Raw genomic sequence first — 19856 nt, 5'->3', positions numbered from 1 at the left:
CCTAAATAGTACAGAAGACACGCTTGAAGATATAAGCCGCATATCATCGTCGATTCATAGTAAATTCAGACACAGTAAATTCAGACACTCGAACAAGACCGAAAATTATCGATCCATCCCCGCGCAGCTTGGTATGGATCATGGACGCTCGATTGTTCCGTCCAGATGTAAATATCGATATTGAGATCGACAAAGTAGACCAGTAGATGAAGCATTTCCAGTGGACGCTACCGGGTTTCGCCGGCGCGGGCGAAGATAGACCGTCGCAGGTGACGAAGGGCGGCGCCTTGCGGATCGGCTCGGGATAGCGCGGTGAGAGTCCTGCATTTCCTTGGCATCGGTCGAGTTCCCAAACGGCCGATGATCGATGCGACCGGTGGGACCGAGCGCGTCGCCCTCGAAATCGCGCGGATTCAGGCCCAGCGCGGCGCCGATGTGACGATCGCGTCGATAGCGCCCACGGCGTGGCGCGGGGCCTGGGAGGGCGTGAACCTCCGCCACCTTCGCCCCTATTCATGGGCGAAGATCAGCTATGGCGGCAAGGTGAAGGACCTTCGCGAGCATCTCAGCCTGACCAAGTTCGTTCGATTGGGCCGGTTCGACCTGGTCCACCTGCATGAATACCGCAGAACGCGCTTCTTGGGGAAGCAGCCGAAGGTCATGCATTTTCACAATAACCCGCTCGATGGGCTGGCCGATGCGACGCTGGCCGCGGCAGCCCCTGGCTATTGGCGGGATCTCGGCAGTGCCGGCGCGCAGATTGCCGTCAGCTCCTTCGTTGCCGGTCGCCTGCGACTGTCTCATGAGCGCGCGGGCGAAATGGCGCCAGCCTCAAATATCGTCGTGAACCAGAGCGGTGTCGACGCCGACGCGCTGTCATGCGACGAGCGGCGGGAGGCGCGCAAACGCGTGCGGCACGAACTCGGCCTCACGGATTCCGATGTGCTGTTCATGTTTGCAGGCGCAGTCCGGCCGGAAAAGGGCGTGATTCAGCTTGCGCAGGCGTTCTCGAAATTGTCGGAGGAGCATGATAATGCATTCCTCGCAATTGCCGGCGGCAGCAAGCTTTGGATCGACGGCGATGGTCCGCAGGAAACGACGGAACAACAGGTTCGCGCGATCCTGACGAATGCCGTGGCGCGCCGGCGCGCGTCAATGCTTGGCGTCATCTCTCCAACGGCGCTCCCCTCCTATTATGCGGCAGCCGACGTGTTTGTGCTGCCCTCCATGTTCCAGGAGACGTTCGGACTGGTGATCCTTGAAGCCTTCGCCGCCGGAATTCCCGTGATTGGAGCACGATCGGGTGGCGTTCCCGAATTGGTCGAGAACGAAAGAAACGGTCTGCTCGTCGATCAGGGCGATGTAGATGGCCTCTGCCGCGCGATGCGCCGTCTGCTGCTCGACCGCACCCTGCGGGAGCGGCTCGGCGCAGAAGCGCGGCAAACGGCGGTCAAGATGTCCTGGGACAATACGGTCGATCGCCTGGAGCGGATTTATGAAGAGGTCCTGAGTTCAAACTGATTCATCATTGTGTGTGCGTTGCGCGCCGACTGGAGCAGAGATGCTGTCTCAATTCCTTCACGATTTTTCTCCGAGCTTCTGGCACTGGCTGAAATATCAGCAATACCTACATACGAAGGCTGGTGAGCCCGAGATCAGATACATCCACAAAATAATACCGCAAGATTTGCTCGTGATCGACGTTGGTGTCCACCTTGGCTTCTATTCGCGCCATTTTGCGCGATTCGCAGCTCAGGTACTCTCTTTCGAGGCTAATCCGGTGAGCGCGCGGGAAGCTGCCCGCATGCTGCCTGCCAATGTCAGGATTGAGAACGTTGCATTGTCGGACGAGGATGCGACGCTACAGCTGCGCGTACCGGTGGAAGGGGCTGGCGGCGGCGAGGCGGCCTTGGGCACGCTCGCACCGAGCAACAGCCTGTCCGGCGCGGCCTTCCAGTCGGTCCCGGTCACAGCCCGTCGGCTTGACGGCATGGGCCTGGCGAGGGTCGGATTGATCAAGATCGACGTCGAAGGACATGAGGAAGCGGTGTTGCGCGGCGCGCAGGGGATTCTTGAACGCGATCGACCGAATCTGATGATCGAAATCGAGGAGCGCCACAACGCCGGCTCGATCCAGCGCGTTTTCCAGCACCTCTCCCAGCTCGGCTATCGCGCCTTTGTGCTCGAGAGCGATCGGCTGTCGCCGATCAGCGCCGAGACGGCGGTCACATTGCAGCAGGCTGGATCAGGCGATCGATATGTCAACAACTTCTTCTTCCTGCAGCAAACGCCGTGAGAACACAGTCGATCCGCGCGTTTGCCCTGCGCGACGTTAGCCTTAACGGCTTCCTGTCGATGCCGACTGGCGCGACATCGTCTAATCCTCCGAGCAAAAGCCGCGGCGCAACCATGGAGAATCCTTCCGTGACGCACGAGATCAGATCGAACAGGAGACCAAGCTGAAGATCGCCTACCTCGTGCATGACCTCTCGGATCCTGCCATTCACCGCCGCGTCAGGATGCTGACGGCTGGCGGCGCGGACGTGCAGCTTGCCGGATTCCGACGCACGGCCGCTGTGCCTCATGAGATCAGCGGATGTGAGTTTGTCGACCTTGGTCAGACCAGGGACGGAGCCTTCCTGGCCAGGATCGGCTCGGTGGCCGCGGCTGGCCTGAACCTGGGTCGGCTCGATCAACTGGTCCGCGGCAGCCAGGTGGTGCTCGCGCGAAACCTCGAGATGCTGTACGTGGCGGCAAAGGCTCGACGGCGTTATGCGCCATCCGCACCGCTGATCTATGAGTGTCTCGATATTCATCGCCTGCTGCTCGGCAGGGCTCTGCCAAACCGGCTGTTGCGCGCGATGGAGAAGCGGCTGATGCGGGATGTGGACCACATCCTGACCAGTTCTCCGCGTTTCGTGTCCGAATATTTTGCTCCCAGAGGCTTCGACCGGCCGATCACGATTCTGGAAAACAAGGTTCTCCTCGTCGATCGCGAGATGGATCGCCAGATGTCGCGGCCGAGCGGTCCGCCCTGGAAGATCGGCTGGTTCGGCATGATCCGCTGCCGCCGAAGCCTTGAGATCCTCAGTGCTGCTGCGCAGGCGATGAACGGCCTGCTTGAGGTCAGGATCGCCGGCCGGCCGTCGCCGAAGGAGTTTCCCGATTTCGAGGCGCAGGTCGCCGCGTGCCCCCACCTCAGCTTCTTGGGATCCTATCGCTTCGAAGATCTGCCCAAGCTCTATGGCGACGTGCACTTCAGCTGGGCGATCGACTTCTTCGAAGAAGGGCTGAACTCGTCTTGGCTGCTGCCGAACCGGATCTATGAGAGTTCGTTCTTCGGGGCGATTCCGATCGCATTGCAGGGCGTGGAAACTGCGCGCTGGCTGCAGCAGAGGGGCATCGGCGCCGTCCTCGACGGTGATCCCACGGCATCTCTGTCCGAGTTCATCCGAGACTTGACGGATGCGCGCTATGAGGAGCTGACGGCGGCGCTGCGCAACGTCCCAAGTCCCGATTTGGCGGCGACCCGACAGAGCTGCGGCGAACTTCTCAAATCGTTCGAGACGCTCGGAAGTCTCGCTCGGGCAGGAGTTTAACCTCATGTCGAACGTAGCCTCAGCCGATCACAACGCGCCGTCTGCAGCAATTGTCGTGATCCCTTGCCTCAACGAGGAGCGCTACATCGAGAACACGCTCGCGACCTTCATGGCCGAGCCGCCGGAGACCGTGCGCAGGATCGTCATTGCCGATGGCGGCAGCACGGACAGCACCTTGGCGATCGTGACGGCGTGCGCGCAACGTGACGATCGCATCGCGATCGTTCACAACGAACGCCGAATTCAAAGCAGCGGCGTCAACCGGGCCGTCGAACAATATGGCGACCTCGCGCCGTATCTGGTTCGTGTCGATGCACATGCCGGTTATCCGGCAGGCTATTGCACCAGTCTGTTGCGGGCGCAGGCCGAGACCGGGGCGCAATCGGTCGTCGTCAGCATGATCGCCGCGGGCACGACCTACTTTCAAACGGCCGCCGCCGCCGCGCAGAACTCCCGGCTCGGCAACGGCGGATCGGCGCATCGCAAGGCAGCCGAAGGGCGATTTGTCGATCACGGCCATCATGCGCTGATGGAGGTCAAGGCGTTTCGCGCCGTCGGCGGATATGACGAGGCATTCTCGCACAACGAGGATGCCGAGCTCGACGCTCGCCTGAGTGCAGCCGGAGCTCGCATCTATCTGTGTGCCGGCGCCGACATCACCTATTACCCACGGAAAGGCCCGGTGTCGCTGTTCCGGCAGTACCGCAATTTCGGGCGCGGGCGCGCGATGAACATTCTGAAGCATCGGAGCCGGCCCAAGCTGCGTCAGCTGATCCCGGTCATGGTGGTACCGGCCGTGTGCCTGTCGCTGTTGGCGCCGGGCTCACCGGTCTTTGCCGTTCCCGCGCTCTTCTGGGCGGCAGCAAGCCTGAGCCTCGGCGCGATCGAAGGACTCCGGCAACGCAATCTCTGCGCAGGCGCGGCGGGCTTTGCAGCGATGCTGATGCATCTCGGCTTCTCGTTTGGGTTCATCGTCGAGGTCCTGCGCCAAGCTTCACGCGTACGACAACGGCAGGGCGGGCGCAGCACCTATCCCGCAGCTTTGGGAGCGGCGGACAAGCCATGACCGGAGCTGCACAGGACCGTTCCGGCGCTGACGTCGAGGTCAGCGTGATCGTCGCGAACTACAACGGCGCGGCGTTCCTGGCCGATGCGATCCGATCGGCATGCGGGCAAACTCTAGACGACATTGAAGTGATCGTCTCCGACGACGCGTCCTCCGACGCCAGCGTTCCCGTCGTCAGGCGCCTGATGGCCGACGATCCCCGGATAAGGCTCGTTGAATCCAAGACCAACAGCGGCGCCGCTGCCGCGCGCAATCGGGCGATCGATATTGCCCGGGGCCGCTGGATTGCGATCATGGACAGCGACGATTTGATGCATCCTGATCGTCTGCGGTCGCTGCTTCGGGCCTGCGACACCACCGGCGCCGACATGATCGCCGATGACCTGCTGCTGTTCGACAGCGAACGCCGGGCGACGCCGCAAACGCTCCTGAACGGAGCGTGGGCGACGGAGCCTCGTCAGCTCTCCACCCGCGACTATCTCGCGGCCAACAATCTTTATGGCGGCGGACCCGCCTTCGGCTATCTCAAGCCGATCATTCGTGCCTCGCTCCTGGCCAAGCACGCCATTCGCTATGACGAGCGGCTGATCATCGCCGAGGACTACAATCTGGTGATCCGGCTGTTGCTGGCCGGCGCGCGGTTCTGGATCGTGCCGCAACTCGGCTACTTCTATCGACGCCACGGCGCCTCCCTGTCCCATCGCTTGAATACACTTGCGCTGATGCGGATACGCGAGGTCGAGCAGGACTGGGCCAGGCGGTGGCCGTCCGCGGAATTGCAGCCGCTGTTCGAGGCACGCGCGCGTTCAGTGGAGCGCGCCATCGCCTTCGACGAATTGGTGCGGGCCCTCAAGGGTCGAAAGCTGGGCGAAGCGGTCCGGATTGCGGTCCGCAATCCCGCTGCCGCGGCGCTGCTCAGGATTCCGCTGAAGGATGCCTTGGTTCGGCGTATCCCTCGATCGAAGCCGATCGAAAAGCCGCGGCGACAGCAGATCTGCATCTTGAGCCGGCAGCGCATCACGGCACGCAACAACGGAAGCTCGCGCTACCTCCTTGAGATCGCCGGCTTCCTTGCAGCGAAGGGATACGACGTTCATTTGCGGGTCCCCTCGCCGGTGATGATGGGGCGATGGCCGTTCCTCAAACTCTCGGCCGACATGGACGTCTTCAAGACCATCAAGGTCCGAGGAACGTTTCGTCTGGGACGTTATGTGATTGCGCGCGATCCGCGGCTGGCGATCAAGGCATCTGTGGCGGTTCTCGACCGCCTGCTTCTTCGCAGCGGCATGCTTTCGCGCCCGCTGTCGCAGCCCGCCCCCTATGCGATAGCCCAGCCAATGACACGGCAGGATCAGATCTTTGTCGCGCGCGAGGCGCCCTCGATCTCGGACGTCCAGATCGCGGACTACTGCTTCCTCACCGACGCCTTCCCCTATGCGTTGCGGCCCGATGCGCGTCGCGTCGTCATCATGCACGATCTGTTTTCAAGCCGTGCCTCGCAATTTGCACGCTTGAATGCCGCTGATACTGTGGCCTCGCTCTCCCTCGAGCAGGAACTCCGCATGCTTGCCGCTGCTGAAATCGTGGTTGCGATTCAGCGCGACGAGGCGGCGATGCTGCAGCGGGAGTTGCCTCGTCATGAGATCGTCCTCGCGCCGATTGCCGCCGATCCCGTTAGCGAACCGCAGCCGGGCGCAGCTGACATCGTGCTGTTCGTCGGCAGCTCGACTGCGCCGAACAGCGACGGGATCAACTGGTTCATCGAGACCTGCTGGCCGCGGATTCGCCGCGAAAGGCCGAACGCATCACTCCTGATAGCGGGGAGCGTCTGCAACGCGGTCTCCGGCACGCCCGTCGCAACCAGGCTCTTGGGCGTCGTGGACGATCTCGAAAGCCTCTATGCTGAAGCATCGGTCGTGATTTCGCCGCTCCGCGCCGGATCCGGCCTCAAGATCAAGCTGATCGAGGGCTTGTCAAAGGGCAAGGCCATGGTGGTGACATCGACCACGCTGCAGGGCGTCAGCGACATCGTGAGCGGCTGCGTTTTCGTCGAAGACACCGCGCCCGGTTTTGCCTCTGCGGTGATCGCTCTCCTCGGCGACGCGGAGCGGCGCAAGCGCCTGGGAGCGGACGGGCTGAAGACGGTAAAGCAGCATTTTTCGGCCGAGCAGGCGTATGCCGGCATTGTTGCTGCAATCAAGGCGACGGCAACGCAACAGGCAGACGCAGGTCTGCGGCGGACGGCATCATGAAACGCAATACTCGACCAGCAACGCCCCGCTCCGCCAACCGCGCGAGGATGCCGCTGCGGCCGCGCGCCTGGCTGTTTGTCGTTGCGATCGCCGGGATCATGTCCGGCGCAACCGCGCATGCCGATGAGCGACCAGGTGCCAGCGCCGAGGTATTGACCAGCGCCGAACGCGGACACGTGTTCGTCATCGGCAAGGGCCAAGGCAGCAAGCGGATCGAGGAATTCCACCCAGCTGCCGGGCAGAAGATCAGGCTGGTCGGCTTCACCGCGCTGAGCCTCGATCAGTTGCGAGCTCGTGCTACCACTGCCGGACCGGATATTGTGATCGATCTCGGTGGCGGCCAGGAGTTGACGGTCGTCGGTGCGGACAAGGACGTTCTTGGCTCGGTTCAGATCGAGTTGGATCGCAGCGGTCTCGTGCCCAGCTTCGCCGACGAGTTCGACCAGCTGAGCCTCGACCTGGAGGACGGTGCCTCGTCGCCCGGACGGTGGCGGACCAATTTCGGCTATGGCGGCCCGACCTCGGTCCACAGCAGAACCCTGGTGAACAATGGCGAGCTCGAAGTCTATGTCGATCCCAAATTCGCCGGGACCGGATCGACCAGCCTGAACCTCAATCCGTTCCGGACAGGAAGCGGCAAACTCGACATCGTCGCCGAGCCGCTGGACGAGAAGGTGCGCAGCGTCGCCTGGGGACGTTCCTACGCATCGGGACTTTTGACCACGAAGGCATCCTTCTCGCAGCAATATGGGGTGTTCGAAATCCGGGCTAAGGTGCCGCGCGGCAAGGGATTGTGGCCGGCCTTCTGGCTCCTGCCCGCGAACGGCGCCTGGCCGCCCGAACTGGACGTGCTGGAAATCCTCGGTGACAATCCGAGCAAGGTCTACATGTCCTGGCACAGCAATGCCGGCGGCAAGCATTCGTTCGAAACCAAGCCGATCGATATTCCCGATGCCTCGGCCGACTTTCACACCTATTCGGTCGAGTGGACCAAGGACACGATCAACTGGTTCTTCGACGATATAGAAGTCGCGAGCGCGCCGACGCCGCAGGACCTGCACCAGCCGATGTACATGCTGATCAACCTGGCGGTCGGCGGCGGCTGGCCCGGGGCCCCGAATGCGTGGACCAAGTTTCCCGCCCTCTATTCGATCGACTGGGTGCGGGCCTATACGCGTCCCCTGCCGACGGAGCGGTCAGGAGCAAGTGAATGACCGCGGAGCGATCGGAGCGGATATTGCCGGCCTCAGTCGACGTCATCATCGCCGTCTGGAACAACGCCGGCACGATCGCGCGAGCGGTGCGCTCCGCGCTCGCAGCGCCGGAGGTGAATCGCGTGATCGTGGTCGACGACCGCTCGACCGACGACACGGCAGCGGTTGTCGCAGCTCTGATCGACGAGTTCGGGGCCCGGCTGCATCTGGAACGGATGGAGCGCAATGGCGGCCCTGCCGCGGCGCGCAATCGCGCGCTGGCCTTGTCCGATGCGCCCTGGGTCACCATCCTGGACGGTGACGACTACTTCGCGCCGGACCGCCTCCGCGGCCTGTTATCGGTCTCCGACGGGGCGGACCTCGTCGCGGACGACCTGCTGCAGGTCAGGGAAGGCGCTGAGACAGCGAACGGCAGTCCGCTGCTCGGCCTCGATCAAACCGTCACGCTCGACCTCGCGACCTTTGTCGCCGGCAACATCAGCCAGGCCGGGCGGCTGCGCAAGGAATACGGCTTTCTCAAACCGATGCTGCGGCGGGCGTTCCTGGTCCAGCACGGCCTGCGTTACGACGAGGAGCTGCGCCTCGGCGAGGATTTCGCGCTCTACGCGCGCGCGCTCGCGGCCGGCGCTGTGTTCCGGGTGATCCCGTCCGCCACTTATGTCTCCGTCGTCCGCGCGGGCTCCCTGAGCGGCAACCACACCAAGCGCGATCTCGAGCGGCTGCGCGACAGCGACAAGAGCCTGCTGCGCCTGACCACACTGACGGCGGACGAGCGCCGGCTGATCCGCCAGCACTATGAATCGATCGATGCGCGGGTGCAGTGGCTCAACGTCATCGACGCGGTGAAGGCGCGCGACGTCGGCGCGTTTCTGGCCCCGTTCCTGATCCGCTGGAGCACCTGCAGTTTTCTGGTGAGCCGCCTCTTGGAGCAGGTGGTGCTGCGCAGCCGCAGGCTGCTCGGCATGACGTAACTAACCCGGCCTGTCGGGAGGGGTGGCCTACCCGGCACGATGAATATAGGCGCGCAGGCCTCCGCCTGCTATATCGCCTGCTTTGAACCGCCGCGCGGGACGCGCGGTGCATGTGATTGGATCAGGATGAGCCTGCTGGCGAGGAATCCGGCGAGAAACGATGTGCTGCGCAGCGCGAACTGGCAACGCCATATCGCCTGGGCGGCCTGGCTTTGTTGCGCGGTGTCGCTGGCCTTCATCCAGGCCGTCCCGACCATTCCGGCCGTCATCATGCTCGGCTCCGCCCTGCTCTACAGCGGGCTGTATCCGCTGCAGGCCCAGCGGGTGATCTTCTGGAATTTCCTGCCCTGGATGCTGCCGCTGTTCGGCGCGCTGTCGATGGTGTGGTCGGATCAGCCGGCGCTGTCGGCCCGCGCCGCCGCGCAGATCGCGATCACGATCTACATCGCGATCCTGTTTGCGCAGAGCCTGCCGGCCTACCGCTACATCGCCAACCTGATGTACGCCTTCCTGGCCTCGGTGGTGGCGAGCCAATACGAGACCGGCATCTTCGGCGCCAAGAACAGCTTTGGCCTCGCGGTCGCGCTGGCGATGCTGGCGAGCTGCTGGGTGATGCTCGACAGCAAGCAGCCGAAAATCACGCGGTTCGTTGCGCTCGGCGCGCTGTTCGGCGCCCCGTCGCTGCTGATCGCAGCGGGGTCGGAAGGCGCGTTGCTTGGCGCCGGCGTGGCGCTGTTCGCATCCTTCATCCCGTTCCTGCTGCGGCAGATGTCCGCGAATGCGCGGATCTCGACCATCCTGATCGCGGCCGTCGTGGTGCTGGCCGGGCTCGGCATCGCGTTTCTCTCGGTCGACAATCTGTTCGAGGTGCTGCTGCTGTCGATCGGCAAGGATACCAGCCTGACCGGGCGCACCCTGCTCTGGTCCTATGCGACCGACGTGATCGCCAACCATCCGCTCGGCGGGGTCGGCCTGCAGGCGTTCTGGGTGGAGGGCAACCGGGCGGCCGAACAGTTCTGGGCGTTCTTCTACATCTACACCCGGTCCGGCTTCCACTTTCACGATCTCTGGCTGGAGATCGGCGTCGAGCTGGGGCTGACCGGAATCTTCCTGGCCGCCGCCACCGTCATCACGGTGGTGTTCAACGTCGTGCGCTGGGTGCTGCGCGATCCGCAGCCCGAGGGCTGCTTCTTCCTGGGCTTCATCGCTTTCGTGACGCTGAGGACGATCGGCGAGGTCGAGCTGTTCATCCAGTTCGCGCTGATGCCGATCATCTTCATGGGCGCCTATTACTACGCGCGCGAAGCCAATACCGCATGGGATCGCGCCGGGCAGAGCGCCGCGATCAAGCCGCGCGCGATGCGCTGATCGCGCCTTCCCCCAAGCTGATACGAATGCCCGATGCCGCACACGCGGCGAGCGCAAGGCTCGCTGGCAGCGTGAAGCCGGAGCCTATCTTAAGTCGCTGAAAACTGGACGATCAGAGGATGCGCCAGACCGCCCAGACGATGCCGGCCCACATGGCGCTGCTGATCGAGGCGGCCAGCAGCCAGGGCCGCGGCGAGGAATAGTGCAGCGCGGGGCTCATCCGCGCAGCGTTCCCCTTCAGCGGGGCCGTCCTGTCGAACGCGACGGCTTTTGCCGACCGGGCGAGGAAATGTTGAGTTCCGACTGCCATATCAGGGTCCTTTGTACCCCCCATCAAAGCTCGAAAAGGTTAAGATTTTGGACGCCGGCCGGGTTTCGGCCCGTACCTGCCCTGACGATGAGTTGAACTGTCGTGACCGCGACCTCACGCAAGCTTGCGTGGGGTAAACACGCGACAGCGATGTCAAACAACGGGTAGCCGCAGGCGTTCTCGCGGGCCGCGCAGGCACCCGAGGCTTGGCTTCGTCCGCCCTCTCGAGAATGCGAGGGCGCAGGGAAGGCCGGGAGCTCGCCGCCCCCATGGCCCGCCTGCAGAAAAGAAAGCAGGCGGCAGTCACCACAGGTTCGGCTGAGACATCCCGGCCTTCCCTGCGCGATGGTTTAACCGGTTGCTCCGTGCTCTCCCCAGGGACCGGCTGTCTTGCCCCTGTCGCTCGCGTGCTCGTCAAAGCATCACGAACTTGGCGCCAGCACCGGGGCGCCAGGACCACACGGCTTGGCCGTCCGCGAAGGTGCCTCGCACAAGGCCGGAGACGACGGGCTTGGTACCTGCCCCGCCGAAAGCCTCACGCGCGCACCGACCGATGCTGCTCGTCGGGCAACACCGTCGCGGCCACCGCTCCCCGCCTCGCGTTCGTGACGATCGCGATACGCCCCTCGCATCGAGGCGGGATAGCGAAGAGATAACACGATTTCCGAAAAAGCGAAATAGAAATTTTGACTCAGAACTGAAGAGAGCCGGCGTGGTTGTGGTCGTTCCGCAGCGGTCATTCGTTTCAACATGAACGCGATCTGCCTGACAGGCACTCGGCCTCACGCACGAACGATGGACCGCGACTCGTGAACGAGTCTCGATATCGCGTCCGGTGCCCTCAGGAGATGCTGCAGACGCGCGCGCACCCGAATGCGCCGACCTAAGCTCCGCAGCATTTTTTGTATTTCTTGCCGCTCCCGCACGGGCAGGGACCGTTGCGGCCGACTTTTGCCGCGCTCCGCATCGTGCCTTCCCGCCGCCCGTCAATGACGCGCGCGCTCGCATTGCCCTCGACGAATCGCCACGTGTCGCCGTCTCGCCGACCAAACTGCGAGACTTCGTGATGCGCAATGGTTTGACCGCCCTGTTGGTAAGTCGCAATGAAGGACACTACGCCCGTCGCATCTGCCTGCTGGCCGCCTTCAACAAACAGGATTTTCAGGCCGAGCCATTTGGCCTGCGTAGCCCACGCCGTGGCGGCTTCGGCGTCCAATGTTCCGCGTTTCTCCGGCGCGAGCGTTTGCGCGATGTAGTCGATGTTGCCTCTCGCGTAGGCAGTGTAGCGCGAGCGCATCAACGCTTCGGCCGTCGGGGGGTTCTCATCCCCGCTCAAGAACGGACCGCAACACCGCTCAAAATCCAGATCTGAACCGCAAGGGCATGGCATCCAGGAATATTATCATGCGGGTAGCGCTCCAGAACGCCACCCGAGCGAATCGATTCTGATATTCTTGAATACCTGGGGGAAAAGGGTCGCGCGCCAGCGCAGCGATCAACCCTGTGTCCCCAAAGCCGCACCTTTGCCGCCTAGTGTCGCTGACCGCGCCGACAACCACGCCGCGCCGTTTCGCCACCGGCGAATCCGTGTTAACCATTCGTTAAGAGTGGGTGTTGGGCGTTCGGCTGACCGGCCCGGCCCCGCGCGGAGCAGAACCTTTTTCGGACGCCGACCTCATTACGTCGCGTTCGCATTCCGCGAGCCCGCCCGCATCATCAGCGGCCATGGCGCGCGATCGCTACGCCAATTTTTTCGCGCGATGCCGGCCAAGCCGTAAATCGATCAAGAGGCCCGCCCTGGACGGGCCCAAGGCCTAGCTCCCGGTCTCACATCAACCTGATGCCGGCGCGACAGCGTGCTTACCTGCACGCCCGCGCGCCGCCGCATCGCGACCGAATGGAGCGGCTCCGATGGCCGACGAGTCAGTTGCGTCAATCATTCCCTGGCACCAGCCCAAGAAGCCGGCGACCCGCGCCAAACGCTCGCCCGCGACCAAGCCGCGCAAGCGAGCCAAGACTTCAACCAACAAGCCCCAGACCAGCAAGACCGAAGCGAACAAGGCCCAGGCCAGGCTGAAGGCCACCAGTGATGCGGACGACGATCTCTACGCCGCGGACTCGCTGATCGCGCCGGATTTCCTGGAGCTGGTCGAGGCTGAGGCGAAGCGGCCGTCGATCGCCGACCGCGCGCGGATCGAAGAAACCGCGAGCGCGTGGGCCGGGGCCGGGCAAATCGCCGCCTCGGCTTCGCCTGCGACGACGCCAGCCGCAGCACCGGCCAGCGCAGCCGCGCGGCGCAACCTTGCGCCCTATCTGCTGCAGGCGGCCGCGTTCGCGCTCGCTCTCGTCGGCATGGCCATGAACGGCTGGTTCGCGCAGTCGCTCGGCTCGAGCCATGTCGCGGGCTGGATGTTTCTGGCGATCGGCGTCGCCGCCGACCTGGTCGCGCTGGTGATGCCGACCTGCGCCGCCAGACTCTGGCACGAGCGCCACCGCGCCACCGCGCTCGCGGGTTGGACGGTGTGGTCGATGACCTTCGTGTTCGCAGTCACCGCAGGAATCGGCTTCGCCTCCACCAATATCAGCGAGGTCGCGTTCGCACGCTCCTCGCGGACGACGCCGGCGATCGAGGCCGCGCAGGCGCAGCTCGCCGACGCCACCATCGCGCGCGACCGCGAATGCAAGAGCGGCGTCGGCAAGTTCTGCAGGGAGCGCGAAGCCGAGGTGGCCGAGCGCCGGCGCACGCTGGACGCCGCGCTGCAGTCGGTGACGCAGACCGCCGATCCGCAGACCGAGGCCGCGATCAAGCTGGTCGCCTGGGTCTCCCATGGCCTGGTGAAGCCGGCGGCGGATGATTTCGCCATGCTGCGCCTGGTGCTGCTGGCGCTGCTGCCGCAGTTCGGCGGCATCCTGCTGATGGTCGGGCGGCGGGCGTGAGGCGCGTCAGCCTGTCCGAACGGCCATGACGCGGCCAAGCATGGCGGACCACGAACGATGAGGATGAGCAGTGTGTCTACGCCATAATCCTCTAAGTGCCGGCATGGAGACTTCATGCCGGATTCTGCATTTGCCGCGATGGTTGGTGCGCGGCGGAAATCGACCGGAAGTCGGCGGCCACGGGGGATAGTCGTCGCCTGCCTGGGCGCCGCTACGCGCAGGACGGATTGGTCAACGACGTTGCCTGATCCAGGTCAACGACTCTTCGGCAGTTCCGAACTTTATTTCTCAAAAGGATCAGGAGGGTTCGGACTTGGCAAAATTTGCGGTTTGCGATTGGAGCGATGTCGTATGGCAGATCGACGCAGATAATCCAACTCTGCCGCCATATCCAGTTCATACCGGCAGCGGAAACGTGCAGAGCCTGGCATTCACTGCCGACAAAGAATTCGAGCTGGTCTGCGGCCCAAGCGATGCTGAGATCCACAAGACCCAGGGCCCGAAAACCGACGTACTCATCTACGTCGAACCGCTGGCCTACCAGGTGTATCTTTCCAAAGTCAGGGTGCGAATGATCGGCTTCGGGCAGGAGCGCGTCTACTTCAGCTCCTATGATACGAGCCAGGGCGCTCAACAGATAGGAGAGCAGATCTTTCAAATCTCTTTCCTCGAAAATGGTTCTGCGGTTCCTTACGTCACGATCTATCCTTCGCAACTGACCATTCCCAACCCATGCAAGCCCAGTCAGGAGATACCCGCCTATATGAGCGGCGACTTCACATTCGGCGACGGCGACACACTCTATTTGTCGACCGGTGACTTGGGTGGCAAAAATGGAATAGTTGTAAAAGCGGGCATCTACAGGGTCGATGGAGCGCTCCCGAACACGGTGACGGGCAACGTGCAGCGGATCTATCTTGGCAACGGCCCCATTTCTGGCCTCTGTTACCGCAGTCCGCAGACTTTATACTTCCTGCGTGGGTACGATATCTGCAGCCTGGATCTCAACACCCTCACGGAAGCAACTCTGTGCACGATTCCACCCGATCCCGGCTGGTCCGGCCCCCGCGATCTGGCGTATGTCGGAGATGGATTGAAGCAGGCGACCTATTGGCCCATCTTTAGCGGCGCCTATCTGGCGCTTAAGTTACTCGCAAAATCGGTCTGGAAACTCGGAATCGCGATCACCATTGGCGGCCGGCGAATTCCACCACGCCCTCGCGAGCGCGGGCCGGACACGCTCTCAAAGCTGCCGGCGACCGCGTCGTTGAGCGACCCGAGAGATAGGTGAAATTGCGTACCGAACACATGGGTTACACTTCTCGCTTTTATGGCGGGTCGTGCGAGATGAGGATGAGAACGATATCTGCGCCATTGCTACCTAATGCACGGCTACAGCCAGTATCGTCTTGCATAAATCACGGTCATTGCCGCCCCCGCGACGATTACGAATCGTCTCACGTAGTTCGCCGGAAGAACGCGAATCAGGTAACCGCCGCCATATCCGCCAATCATCGCTCCAAAAAGCATAACAGTTGTCTCCGGCCACCGCACGGCTCCCTGGACGATGAAGATGACGGTCGCGGCGAATGCCACACAGGTTGCGAGCAGATTCTTCAGGGCCTTTATCGCACGGATGTCGTTCGGTTCGGTGATCGACAAGACGGCCGTCAGGATGACGCCCAGACCGGCGCCGAAGAATCCCCCGTAGATGCAAGCTGTCCCGATGAACGCCGCGCTGAGACCACCCGGCACCGAACTGCCGGTGCTGTAGTGACGGACGGTCGACGCCTGGATTTGCGGCGCGAAGGCAAAGAGCAGCGTTGACAACGCGATCAGGGCTGGGACCGGCAAGGTGAAGAGGCGCTCGGGCAGGAGCGACAAGACGATCGCCCCGGTCGCTCCTCCCAGGACGGCGACAGCGACAAACGACACCGCGCGACTCGTCAAGACCGGCAGCTTCGCGCGATCGGCGAGAGCCGCGATCAAATGACCAGGTGAAATTGCAACCGCGTTGGACGCATTAGCGGCAATGGCTGGCAATCCTGCCGCCAACATCGCCGGAAATGTAATGAGCGTCGCGCCGCCGGCCAGCGCATTGATGAGGCCGCCGGCCACGCCGGCCACCATTAAAGCCGCGCCCGTAGTGAAGTGCATGCTCGCTCTCTCCGATCACGAGAGGGGTATCCGTTCGCGAGTCGGCGAGTCTGGAACGTTTGTGACCGGATTCAGCCGTGCCAGTAGAGACCCGGTGTGGTTCCGAATGTTCGACGAAACAATCGTGTCAGATGGCTTTGATCAGCGAAGCCGGTGTCGGCTGCCGCGGCAGCTATCGGCTGGCCTTCTCGCAACAAGCGTCGCGCCATGTTCAACCGCGTGAGGACTCTGAAAGCATGGGGGGCGATGCCAAGTTCGCGCGTCACCAGCCGGCTGAATCCTTCACGGCTTTGGCCGAGACTTGCGGCGATTTCTCCGATCCGCCCGAAGCTGTTCGTCAAAGTCGCGCGGAGCTTCTCTTGGTCAGCTTTCACGGTTGGACGAAGGGCCACGTGGGATGCGATTTTATCCCGGACCCGCAGGAATTCGTCTCCGGAGGTCCGGCCTGCGCTCGACCGGCCATACTGGATGTCGAAGACCTCCAAAGATTGCGCGGAACCGCCCGCTGGAATGTAGGCGTTAAGGCAAATCGTTTCGTCTTCCGTGGTCGCGAGCGGGACGTGCAGCATCCCCGCCGGAATGCAGGCGGCCTGTCCCGCCGCCACCGTCACCGTCGTGCCGTCGATAAGAAACACCCGGGATCCCGACAGAACCATCACGATCTGGGTCTCGTCATGAAAATGGGGCCTGAGACCGGGAGAGCCGCGGCCGCGCCATGAGCCAAGCTCGACGATACCGGCGATGTTCGCCTGGCAATAGCTCCAGCGGGATTCAGAGGCAGAGCGGAGCATCGAAGAATACGGAGTCAATGATCGCTTCCGAGCGGTGGGGGGCCACAGCGGACTAACAACAACGGCCGGATACCATCGGATTGCGTTGTATGGCGGACCGAGAACGACGAAACGGAGAACTACGTTTACGCCATAGCCCTCTTAAATTGAACCACGGGTGACCGATGAATATCGGTGGGAAACGGTCGGTCTGCGTACGGTTATGAAACCAGGAAGAGTTGGAGCTCGTTCGAGGGTAGAAAGAAGAAGGCAGCCAAGGGCCAAGTTTGGATAGCCGATGACCGCCGTAAGTCGATGGCCGATGGCTAGCGCTGGAACGTGAGGTGGACGGTCCCGCTCTCGGCCGTTTCGGTCTTGGTGGTGTAGCCGGCCTCCAATCCGCGCAACTCGTCCCAGAGGCGTATGCCCCGCCCCAGCAGAATTGGAGCAATGGCGACATGGATGCGGTCCACAAGTCCAGCCTTGAGATAGGCGCGGACCATGGTGGGTCCGCCGCCTATCCGAACATCCTTGCCGTTTGCGGCTCTCTCGGCGCGCTGCAGCGCATCAACCGGATCGGCCGCGAGGAAGTGGAACGTGGTGCCTCCGGCCATCTCGATGGAAGGCCGCGGCGTGTGCGTCAGGACGAAGACCGGGCAGTGAAATGGCGGCTCGTCGCCCCACCAGCCCTTCCAGTCCGGATCATCGGGAAAGTTGTGCAGGCCGAACTTGCCGGCCCCCATGATCTCGGCGCCAATGTTGGTGAAATAATCTTTCGCATACTCATCGTCGAGGCCGGTGGTGCCTTTGCCGCTGGTGTCTTTGAGCACGCGCTCTCGAAACGTCCTTGTGGCCACATATGCTGCAACAAGGCGCGTCCAATCGGGGCCGAACGGGTTTTCGGGTGTCTGGTCCGTCGTCGTTGCGAAACCGTCGAGCGAGATAAGAAGGTCGACACGTACTGCCATTGGCCTCTCCTAATAGTAAGGTACATACCTTATTAATGCAATGAGATACAAAGGCAAGTGCCTTATTATTGTTGACGCATATGGACGATCCGCCTTACCGTCGCGCATGCCTTATCATTCGGCCCCCCTCGACCTTGCCTTCCATGCTCTCAGTGACCCGACACGCCGGGCGGTGGTGTCGCGTCTGGCCGAGGGAGAGTTGCCGGTCAGCGCCCTCGCGGAGCCCTTCGATATGGCGCTGCCCTCCTTCGCTCAGCATCTCAAGGTGCTGGAAGATTGCGGATTGATCGCCAGCGAGAAGCGCGGACGCAGTCGCTGGTGCCGACTGGAACGAGCGCGCTTCGAGGAGGCGGCCAATTGGATGGAAGCGGAGCGTCGACGCTGGGCCGCGCGGCTCGACCGGTTGGAAGCCTATTTGGACGGGACGGAAGAGAACGACGATGGAAAAACTATTTGAGACCTGGTCGCTCGACCGTGAGATCGTGGTCGTCAAGGTGCTGAAGCACCCGCGACATAAGGTTTTCGCCGCTTGGATGGATCTGGAAGCGCTGGCGCAATGGTACGGCCCGGCTGGCCTCAGCATCGAGAACCACGAGGCCGATATCCGCGAGGGAGGGCAATGGCGCTTCGACATGGTGGGCGTATTCGAGGGCCAAGAGCAGCGCTTTCCCAACCTCATGCGCTTCTTGAAGATCGTGCCCAACGAACTGATCGTGGTGGACTATGGTACCCCGGACCTCAACGACCCTGAGCGCTTCTACATGACGGTTACCTTCGATGAGCAGACCGACGGCAAGACCGTATTGACCTTGCGCCAGCTTCACCCAAGCCGCGAACGGCGTCAGGTGGTCGTCGGTTTCGGCGCGGTGGAGTATGGCCTGCAAACGCTTGATGGTCTGACCGCTTGGCTAGATCGTTGAACGCTGCGCATCTTGGGGGTTCCGGTCGCTGCCCTAGCGCCATGATCGACTGGGGCTTTACGGCCCAATCCCAACGACCGGAATGCCGTCGCTGATCTTCAAGATATTTCGGGCTGTAGCGTACAATCGGCGGCAAATGGCGGAGAGGGAGGGATTCGAACCCCCGATAGGCTTGCACCTATGCCGCATTTCGAGTGCGGTGCATTCAACCACTCTGCCACCTCTCCGGGCGCAAATCAGGGGCATGGCCCCCGTGGTTGGGCCGTGTTCTAGGGCACGATGGCGGGGGTGACAAGGCAGCGAGGGCGAAAATTTGCCCGCACGCTGGCAGATGCGGACAAGCCGCCGACGCGGTCCGCCGGGGCAGGCGGACCGCGCGTGCGGCGGGTTCGACCGGACAAGCGAGCCGCCGCACGGGGCCAAACGTTGGACGTGGCGGCCCCGGAGCGCGTTATCTCAGCGGAAGAGATCGAAATGGTAGTTCACGCCGACGCTGACGGTGTGGATCTTGGCCGCGTTCCAGTCCGGCAGATTGTCGTGCTTGAGGTCGATGTAGAGATATTCGAGCTTGGCCGACCATTTCGGCGCGAACGCCCATTCGGCGCCGCCGCCGGCGACCCAGCCCATCTTCATCTTATGGACAGGGCCGTCCTTCAATTCGCCGGCGGCAAGGCCGGCGGTGCTGTAAAGTAGCAGCCGCGAATCGAGCACCGCGATGCCGGCGCGGGCGCGGCCGGTGGTCAGCCAGGGCACACTGATCTCCGGGCTCACCAGATCGGCCTTGTGAGACAGATTGCCGAACGCAAGGTCGTTCTCGATACCGACCACGAACATCGGCGACAGCTGGTAATTGTAGCCGGCCTGCAGCCCGCCGATCGCGCCGGAGAGCTTACCGCCGGCCCCTCCGCCGAAATTGCTGTACGCGTTGGCGCCAGTGAAGCCGCCGCCGACATTGGCGCCGACGTAGAATCCCGTCCAGGAAAACGGGGCCGGCGCGGGCTGCATGTAGGCCGGCGCCTTGTACGTGTTGGCCGGCAGATCGGCGGCATTTGCGCCTGCGCAGGGCAGCGTCGCAAGCAGCGCCGTCAGCCCATATCCGGCGGCTTTGATCTTCATGTCCTCAGTCTCCAGTTGGCGGCTTGACGCCGCGCACGTCCCACCCCGAATTGGGTTGCGTCATATAAAAACCGTCTAGACGGTTTGTAAATAGGCCGATCCGTCACACCGGCAGTTTCTGCGAAGGATCGCAACCGAACAGCGAAGCGGCGCGAAAGCGAAGGGAGCTGGGAGAAGGGACTTGGGAGGAGAGATGCGGAAAAAAATG

18 protein-coding genes and 1 tRNA gene are annotated in these 19856 nt (G+C 62.8%); 12 read left to right on the top strand and 7 right to left on the bottom strand.

The window, feature by feature from the left end; genetic code table 11:
• The first annotated feature begins 312 nt into the window (after positions 1-312).
• The 8 genes from QX071_RS04785 to QX071_RS04750 all read left to right on the top strand — a co-directional run bounded on the left by QX071_RS04785 (position 313) and on the right by QX071_RS04750 (position 10470).
• Entirely contained in the window at positions 313-1521 is a 1209-nt protein-coding gene (locus tag QX071_RS04785) for a glycosyltransferase family 4 protein (RefSeq protein ID WP_315702024.1), read from the top strand.
• A gap of 40 nt (positions 1522-1561) precedes the next feature.
• A complete protein-coding gene (locus QX071_RS04780; protein WP_315702025.1) occupies positions 1562-2296 on the top strand; it encodes an FkbM family methyltransferase in 735 nt (244 codons plus the stop codon).
• Positions 2297-2477: 181 nt separating this feature from the next.
• Positions 2478-3599 carry a glycosyltransferase gene (locus tag QX071_RS04775; RefSeq protein ID WP_315731330.1) on the top strand — a complete coding sequence of 374 codons (1122 nt, stop codon included), beginning with the start codon at positions 2478-2480 and terminating at the stop codon, positions 3597-3599.
• Between the two features lie 4 nt (positions 3600-3603).
• Positions 3604-4665 carry a glycosyltransferase family 2 protein gene (locus QX071_RS04770; RefSeq protein ID WP_315702026.1) on the top strand — a complete coding sequence of 354 codons (1062 nt, stop codon included), beginning with the start codon at positions 3604-3606 and terminating at the stop codon, positions 4663-4665.
• Entirely contained in the window at positions 4662-6917 is a 2256-nt protein-coding gene (locus QX071_RS04765; RefSeq protein ID WP_315702027.1) for a glycosyltransferase, read from the top strand. The genes QX071_RS04770 and QX071_RS04765 overlap by 4 nt, the downstream gene beginning before the upstream one ends.
• Positions 6914-8131, top strand: a complete 1218-nt coding sequence (locus tag QX071_RS04760) for a glycoside hydrolase family 16 protein (protein WP_315702028.1) — start codon at positions 6914-6916, stop codon at positions 8129-8131. The genes QX071_RS04765 and QX071_RS04760 overlap by 4 nt, the downstream gene beginning before the upstream one ends.
• Positions 8128-9102, top strand: coding sequence for a glycosyltransferase family 2 protein (locus QX071_RS04755; protein ID WP_315702029.1), 975 nt, complete (start codon positions 8128-8130; stop codon positions 9100-9102). Before QX071_RS04760 ends, QX071_RS04755 begins: the two co-directional genes overlap by 4 nt.
• A gap of 126 nt (positions 9103-9228) precedes the next feature.
• On the top strand, positions 9229-10470 hold the full coding sequence (locus QX071_RS04750) for an O-antigen ligase family protein (protein ID WP_315702030.1): 1242 nt from the start codon (positions 9229-9231) through the stop codon (positions 10468-10470).
• Between the two features lie 112 nt (positions 10471-10582).
• Here QX071_RS04750 and QX071_RS04745 read toward each other — a convergent pair whose 3' ends face one another.
• Together QX071_RS04745 and QX071_RS04740 are read right to left on the bottom strand one after the other, a co-directional pair.
• Positions 10583-10780, bottom strand: coding sequence for a hypothetical protein (locus QX071_RS04745; RefSeq protein WP_315702031.1), 198 nt, complete (start codon positions 10778-10780; stop codon positions 10583-10585).
• Between the two features lie 883 nt (positions 10781-11663).
• The gene (locus QX071_RS04740; RefSeq protein ID WP_315702032.1) at positions 11664-12170 is read right to left on the bottom strand and encodes a YchJ family protein; all 507 of its coding nucleotides are present in this window, start codon (positions 12168-12170) and stop codon (positions 11664-11666) included.
• Between the two features lie 521 nt (positions 12171-12691).
• Here QX071_RS04740 and QX071_RS04735 point away from each other — a divergent pair.
• Both QX071_RS04735 and QX071_RS04730 read left to right on the top strand, forming a co-directional pair.
• The gene (locus QX071_RS04735; RefSeq protein ID WP_315702033.1) at positions 12692-13717 is read left to right on the top strand and encodes a hypothetical protein; all 1026 of its coding nucleotides are present in this window, start codon (positions 12692-12694) and stop codon (positions 13715-13717) included.
• A gap of 313 nt (positions 13718-14030) precedes the next feature.
• On the top strand, positions 14031-15008 hold the full coding sequence (locus tag QX071_RS04730; RefSeq protein WP_315702034.1) for a hypothetical protein: 978 nt from the start codon (positions 14031-14033) through the stop codon (positions 15006-15008).
• 101 nt (positions 15009-15109) lie between these two features.
• Here the strand turns inward: QX071_RS04730 and QX071_RS04725 are convergent, their stop codons facing one another.
• The 3 genes from QX071_RS04725 to QX071_RS04715 all read right to left on the bottom strand — a co-directional run bounded on the left by QX071_RS04725 (position 15110) and on the right by QX071_RS04715 (position 17612).
• Complete coding sequence (locus QX071_RS04725; RefSeq protein WP_315702035.1) at positions 15110-15874, bottom strand: sulfite exporter TauE/SafE family protein; 765 nt, start codon at positions 15872-15874, stop codon at positions 15110-15112.
• 71 nt (positions 15875-15945) lie between these two features.
• On the bottom strand, positions 15946-16665 hold the full coding sequence (locus QX071_RS04720; RefSeq protein ID WP_315702036.1) for an AraC family transcriptional regulator: 720 nt from the start codon (positions 16663-16665) through the stop codon (positions 15946-15948).
• Between the two features lie 305 nt (positions 16666-16970).
• On the bottom strand, positions 16971-17612 hold the full coding sequence (locus QX071_RS04715; RefSeq protein ID WP_315702037.1) for a dihydrofolate reductase family protein: 642 nt from the start codon (positions 17610-17612) through the stop codon (positions 16971-16973).
• 106 nt (positions 17613-17718) lie between these two features.
• Between QX071_RS04715 and QX071_RS04710 the strand changes: the two genes are divergently transcribed.
• Both QX071_RS04710 and QX071_RS04705 read left to right on the top strand, forming a co-directional pair.
• Positions 17719-18069 (top strand): metalloregulator ArsR/SmtB family transcription factor, encoded by a 351-nt coding sequence (locus tag QX071_RS04710; RefSeq protein ID WP_315702038.1) that lies wholly within the window; start codon positions 17719-17721, stop codon positions 18067-18069.
• Positions 18053-18532 (top strand): SRPBCC family protein, encoded by a 480-nt coding sequence (locus QX071_RS04705; RefSeq protein WP_315702039.1) that lies wholly within the window; start codon positions 18053-18055, stop codon positions 18530-18532. The genes QX071_RS04710 and QX071_RS04705 overlap by 17 nt, the downstream gene beginning before the upstream one ends.
• A 137-nt stretch (positions 18533-18669) precedes the next feature.
• Here the strand turns inward: QX071_RS04705 and QX071_RS04700 are convergent.
• Both QX071_RS04700 and QX071_RS04695 read right to left on the bottom strand, forming a co-directional pair.
• A tRNA-Ser gene (locus QX071_RS04700) sits at positions 18670-18759 on the bottom strand.
• A 229-nt stretch (positions 18760-18988) separates the two neighbouring features.
• Positions 18989-19648, bottom strand: coding sequence for an outer membrane protein (locus QX071_RS04695; protein WP_315702040.1), 660 nt, complete (start codon positions 19646-19648; stop codon positions 18989-18991).
• Positions 19649-19856: the final 208 nt, after the last annotated feature.

The organism is Bradyrhizobium sp. SZCCHNS1022, assembly GCF_032484835.1.
Taxonomy (GTDB): domain Bacteria; phylum Pseudomonadota; class Alphaproteobacteria; order Rhizobiales; family Xanthobacteraceae; genus Bradyrhizobium.
Note: the sequence above shows the minus strand (reverse complement) of the source record. Positions and strands in the feature narration are given on the sequence as shown.

Excerpts from the sequence above, each read along its gene's own strand:
- QX071_RS04740 (WP_315702032.1), bottom strand. The coding sequence starts at position 12,170 with ATGCCATGCCCTTGCGGTTCAGATCTGGATTTTGAGCGGTGTTGCGGT.
- QX071_RS04780 (WP_315702025.1), top strand. The coding sequence starts at position 1,562 with ATGCTGTCTCAATTCCTTCACGATTTTTCTCCGAGCTTCTGGCACTGG.
- QX071_RS04750 (WP_315702030.1), top strand. The coding sequence starts at position 9,229 with ATGAGCCTGCTGGCGAGGAATCCGGCGAGAAACGATGTGCTGCGCAGC.
- QX071_RS04720 (WP_315702036.1), bottom strand. The coding sequence starts at position 16,665 with ATGCTCCGCTCTGCCTCTGAATCCCGCTGGAGCTATTGCCAGGCGAAC.
- QX071_RS04695 (WP_315702040.1), bottom strand. The coding sequence starts at position 19,648 with ATGAAGATCAAAGCCGCCGGATATGGGCTGACGGCGCTGCTTGCGACG.
- QX071_RS04760 (WP_315702028.1), top strand. The coding sequence starts at position 6,914 with ATGAAACGCAATACTCGACCAGCAACGCCCCGCTCCGCCAACCGCGCG.
- QX071_RS04715 (WP_315702037.1), bottom strand. The coding sequence starts at position 17,612 with ATGGCAGTACGTGTCGACCTTCTTATCTCGCTCGACGGTTTCGCAACG.
- QX071_RS04710 (WP_315702038.1), top strand. The coding sequence starts at position 17,719 with ATGCCTTATCATTCGGCCCCCCTCGACCTTGCCTTCCATGCTCTCAGT.
- QX071_RS04770 (WP_315702026.1), top strand. The coding sequence starts at position 3,604 with ATGTCGAACGTAGCCTCAGCCGATCACAACGCGCCGTCTGCAGCAATT.
- QX071_RS04705 (WP_315702039.1), top strand. The coding sequence starts at position 18,053 with ATGGAAAAACTATTTGAGACCTGGTCGCTCGACCGTGAGATCGTGGTC.
- QX071_RS04745 (WP_315702031.1), bottom strand. The coding sequence starts at position 10,780 with ATGGCAGTCGGAACTCAACATTTCCTCGCCCGGTCGGCAAAAGCCGTC.
- QX071_RS04755 (WP_315702029.1), top strand. The coding sequence starts at position 8,128 with ATGACCGCGGAGCGATCGGAGCGGATATTGCCGGCCTCAGTCGACGTC.
- QX071_RS04765 (WP_315702027.1), top strand. The coding sequence starts at position 4,662 with ATGACCGGAGCTGCACAGGACCGTTCCGGCGCTGACGTCGAGGTCAGC.
- QX071_RS04725 (WP_315702035.1), bottom strand. The coding sequence starts at position 15,874 with ATGCACTTCACTACGGGCGCGGCTTTAATGGTGGCCGGCGTGGCCGGC.
- QX071_RS04735 (WP_315702033.1), top strand. The coding sequence starts at position 12,692 with ATGGCCGACGAGTCAGTTGCGTCAATCATTCCCTGGCACCAGCCCAAG.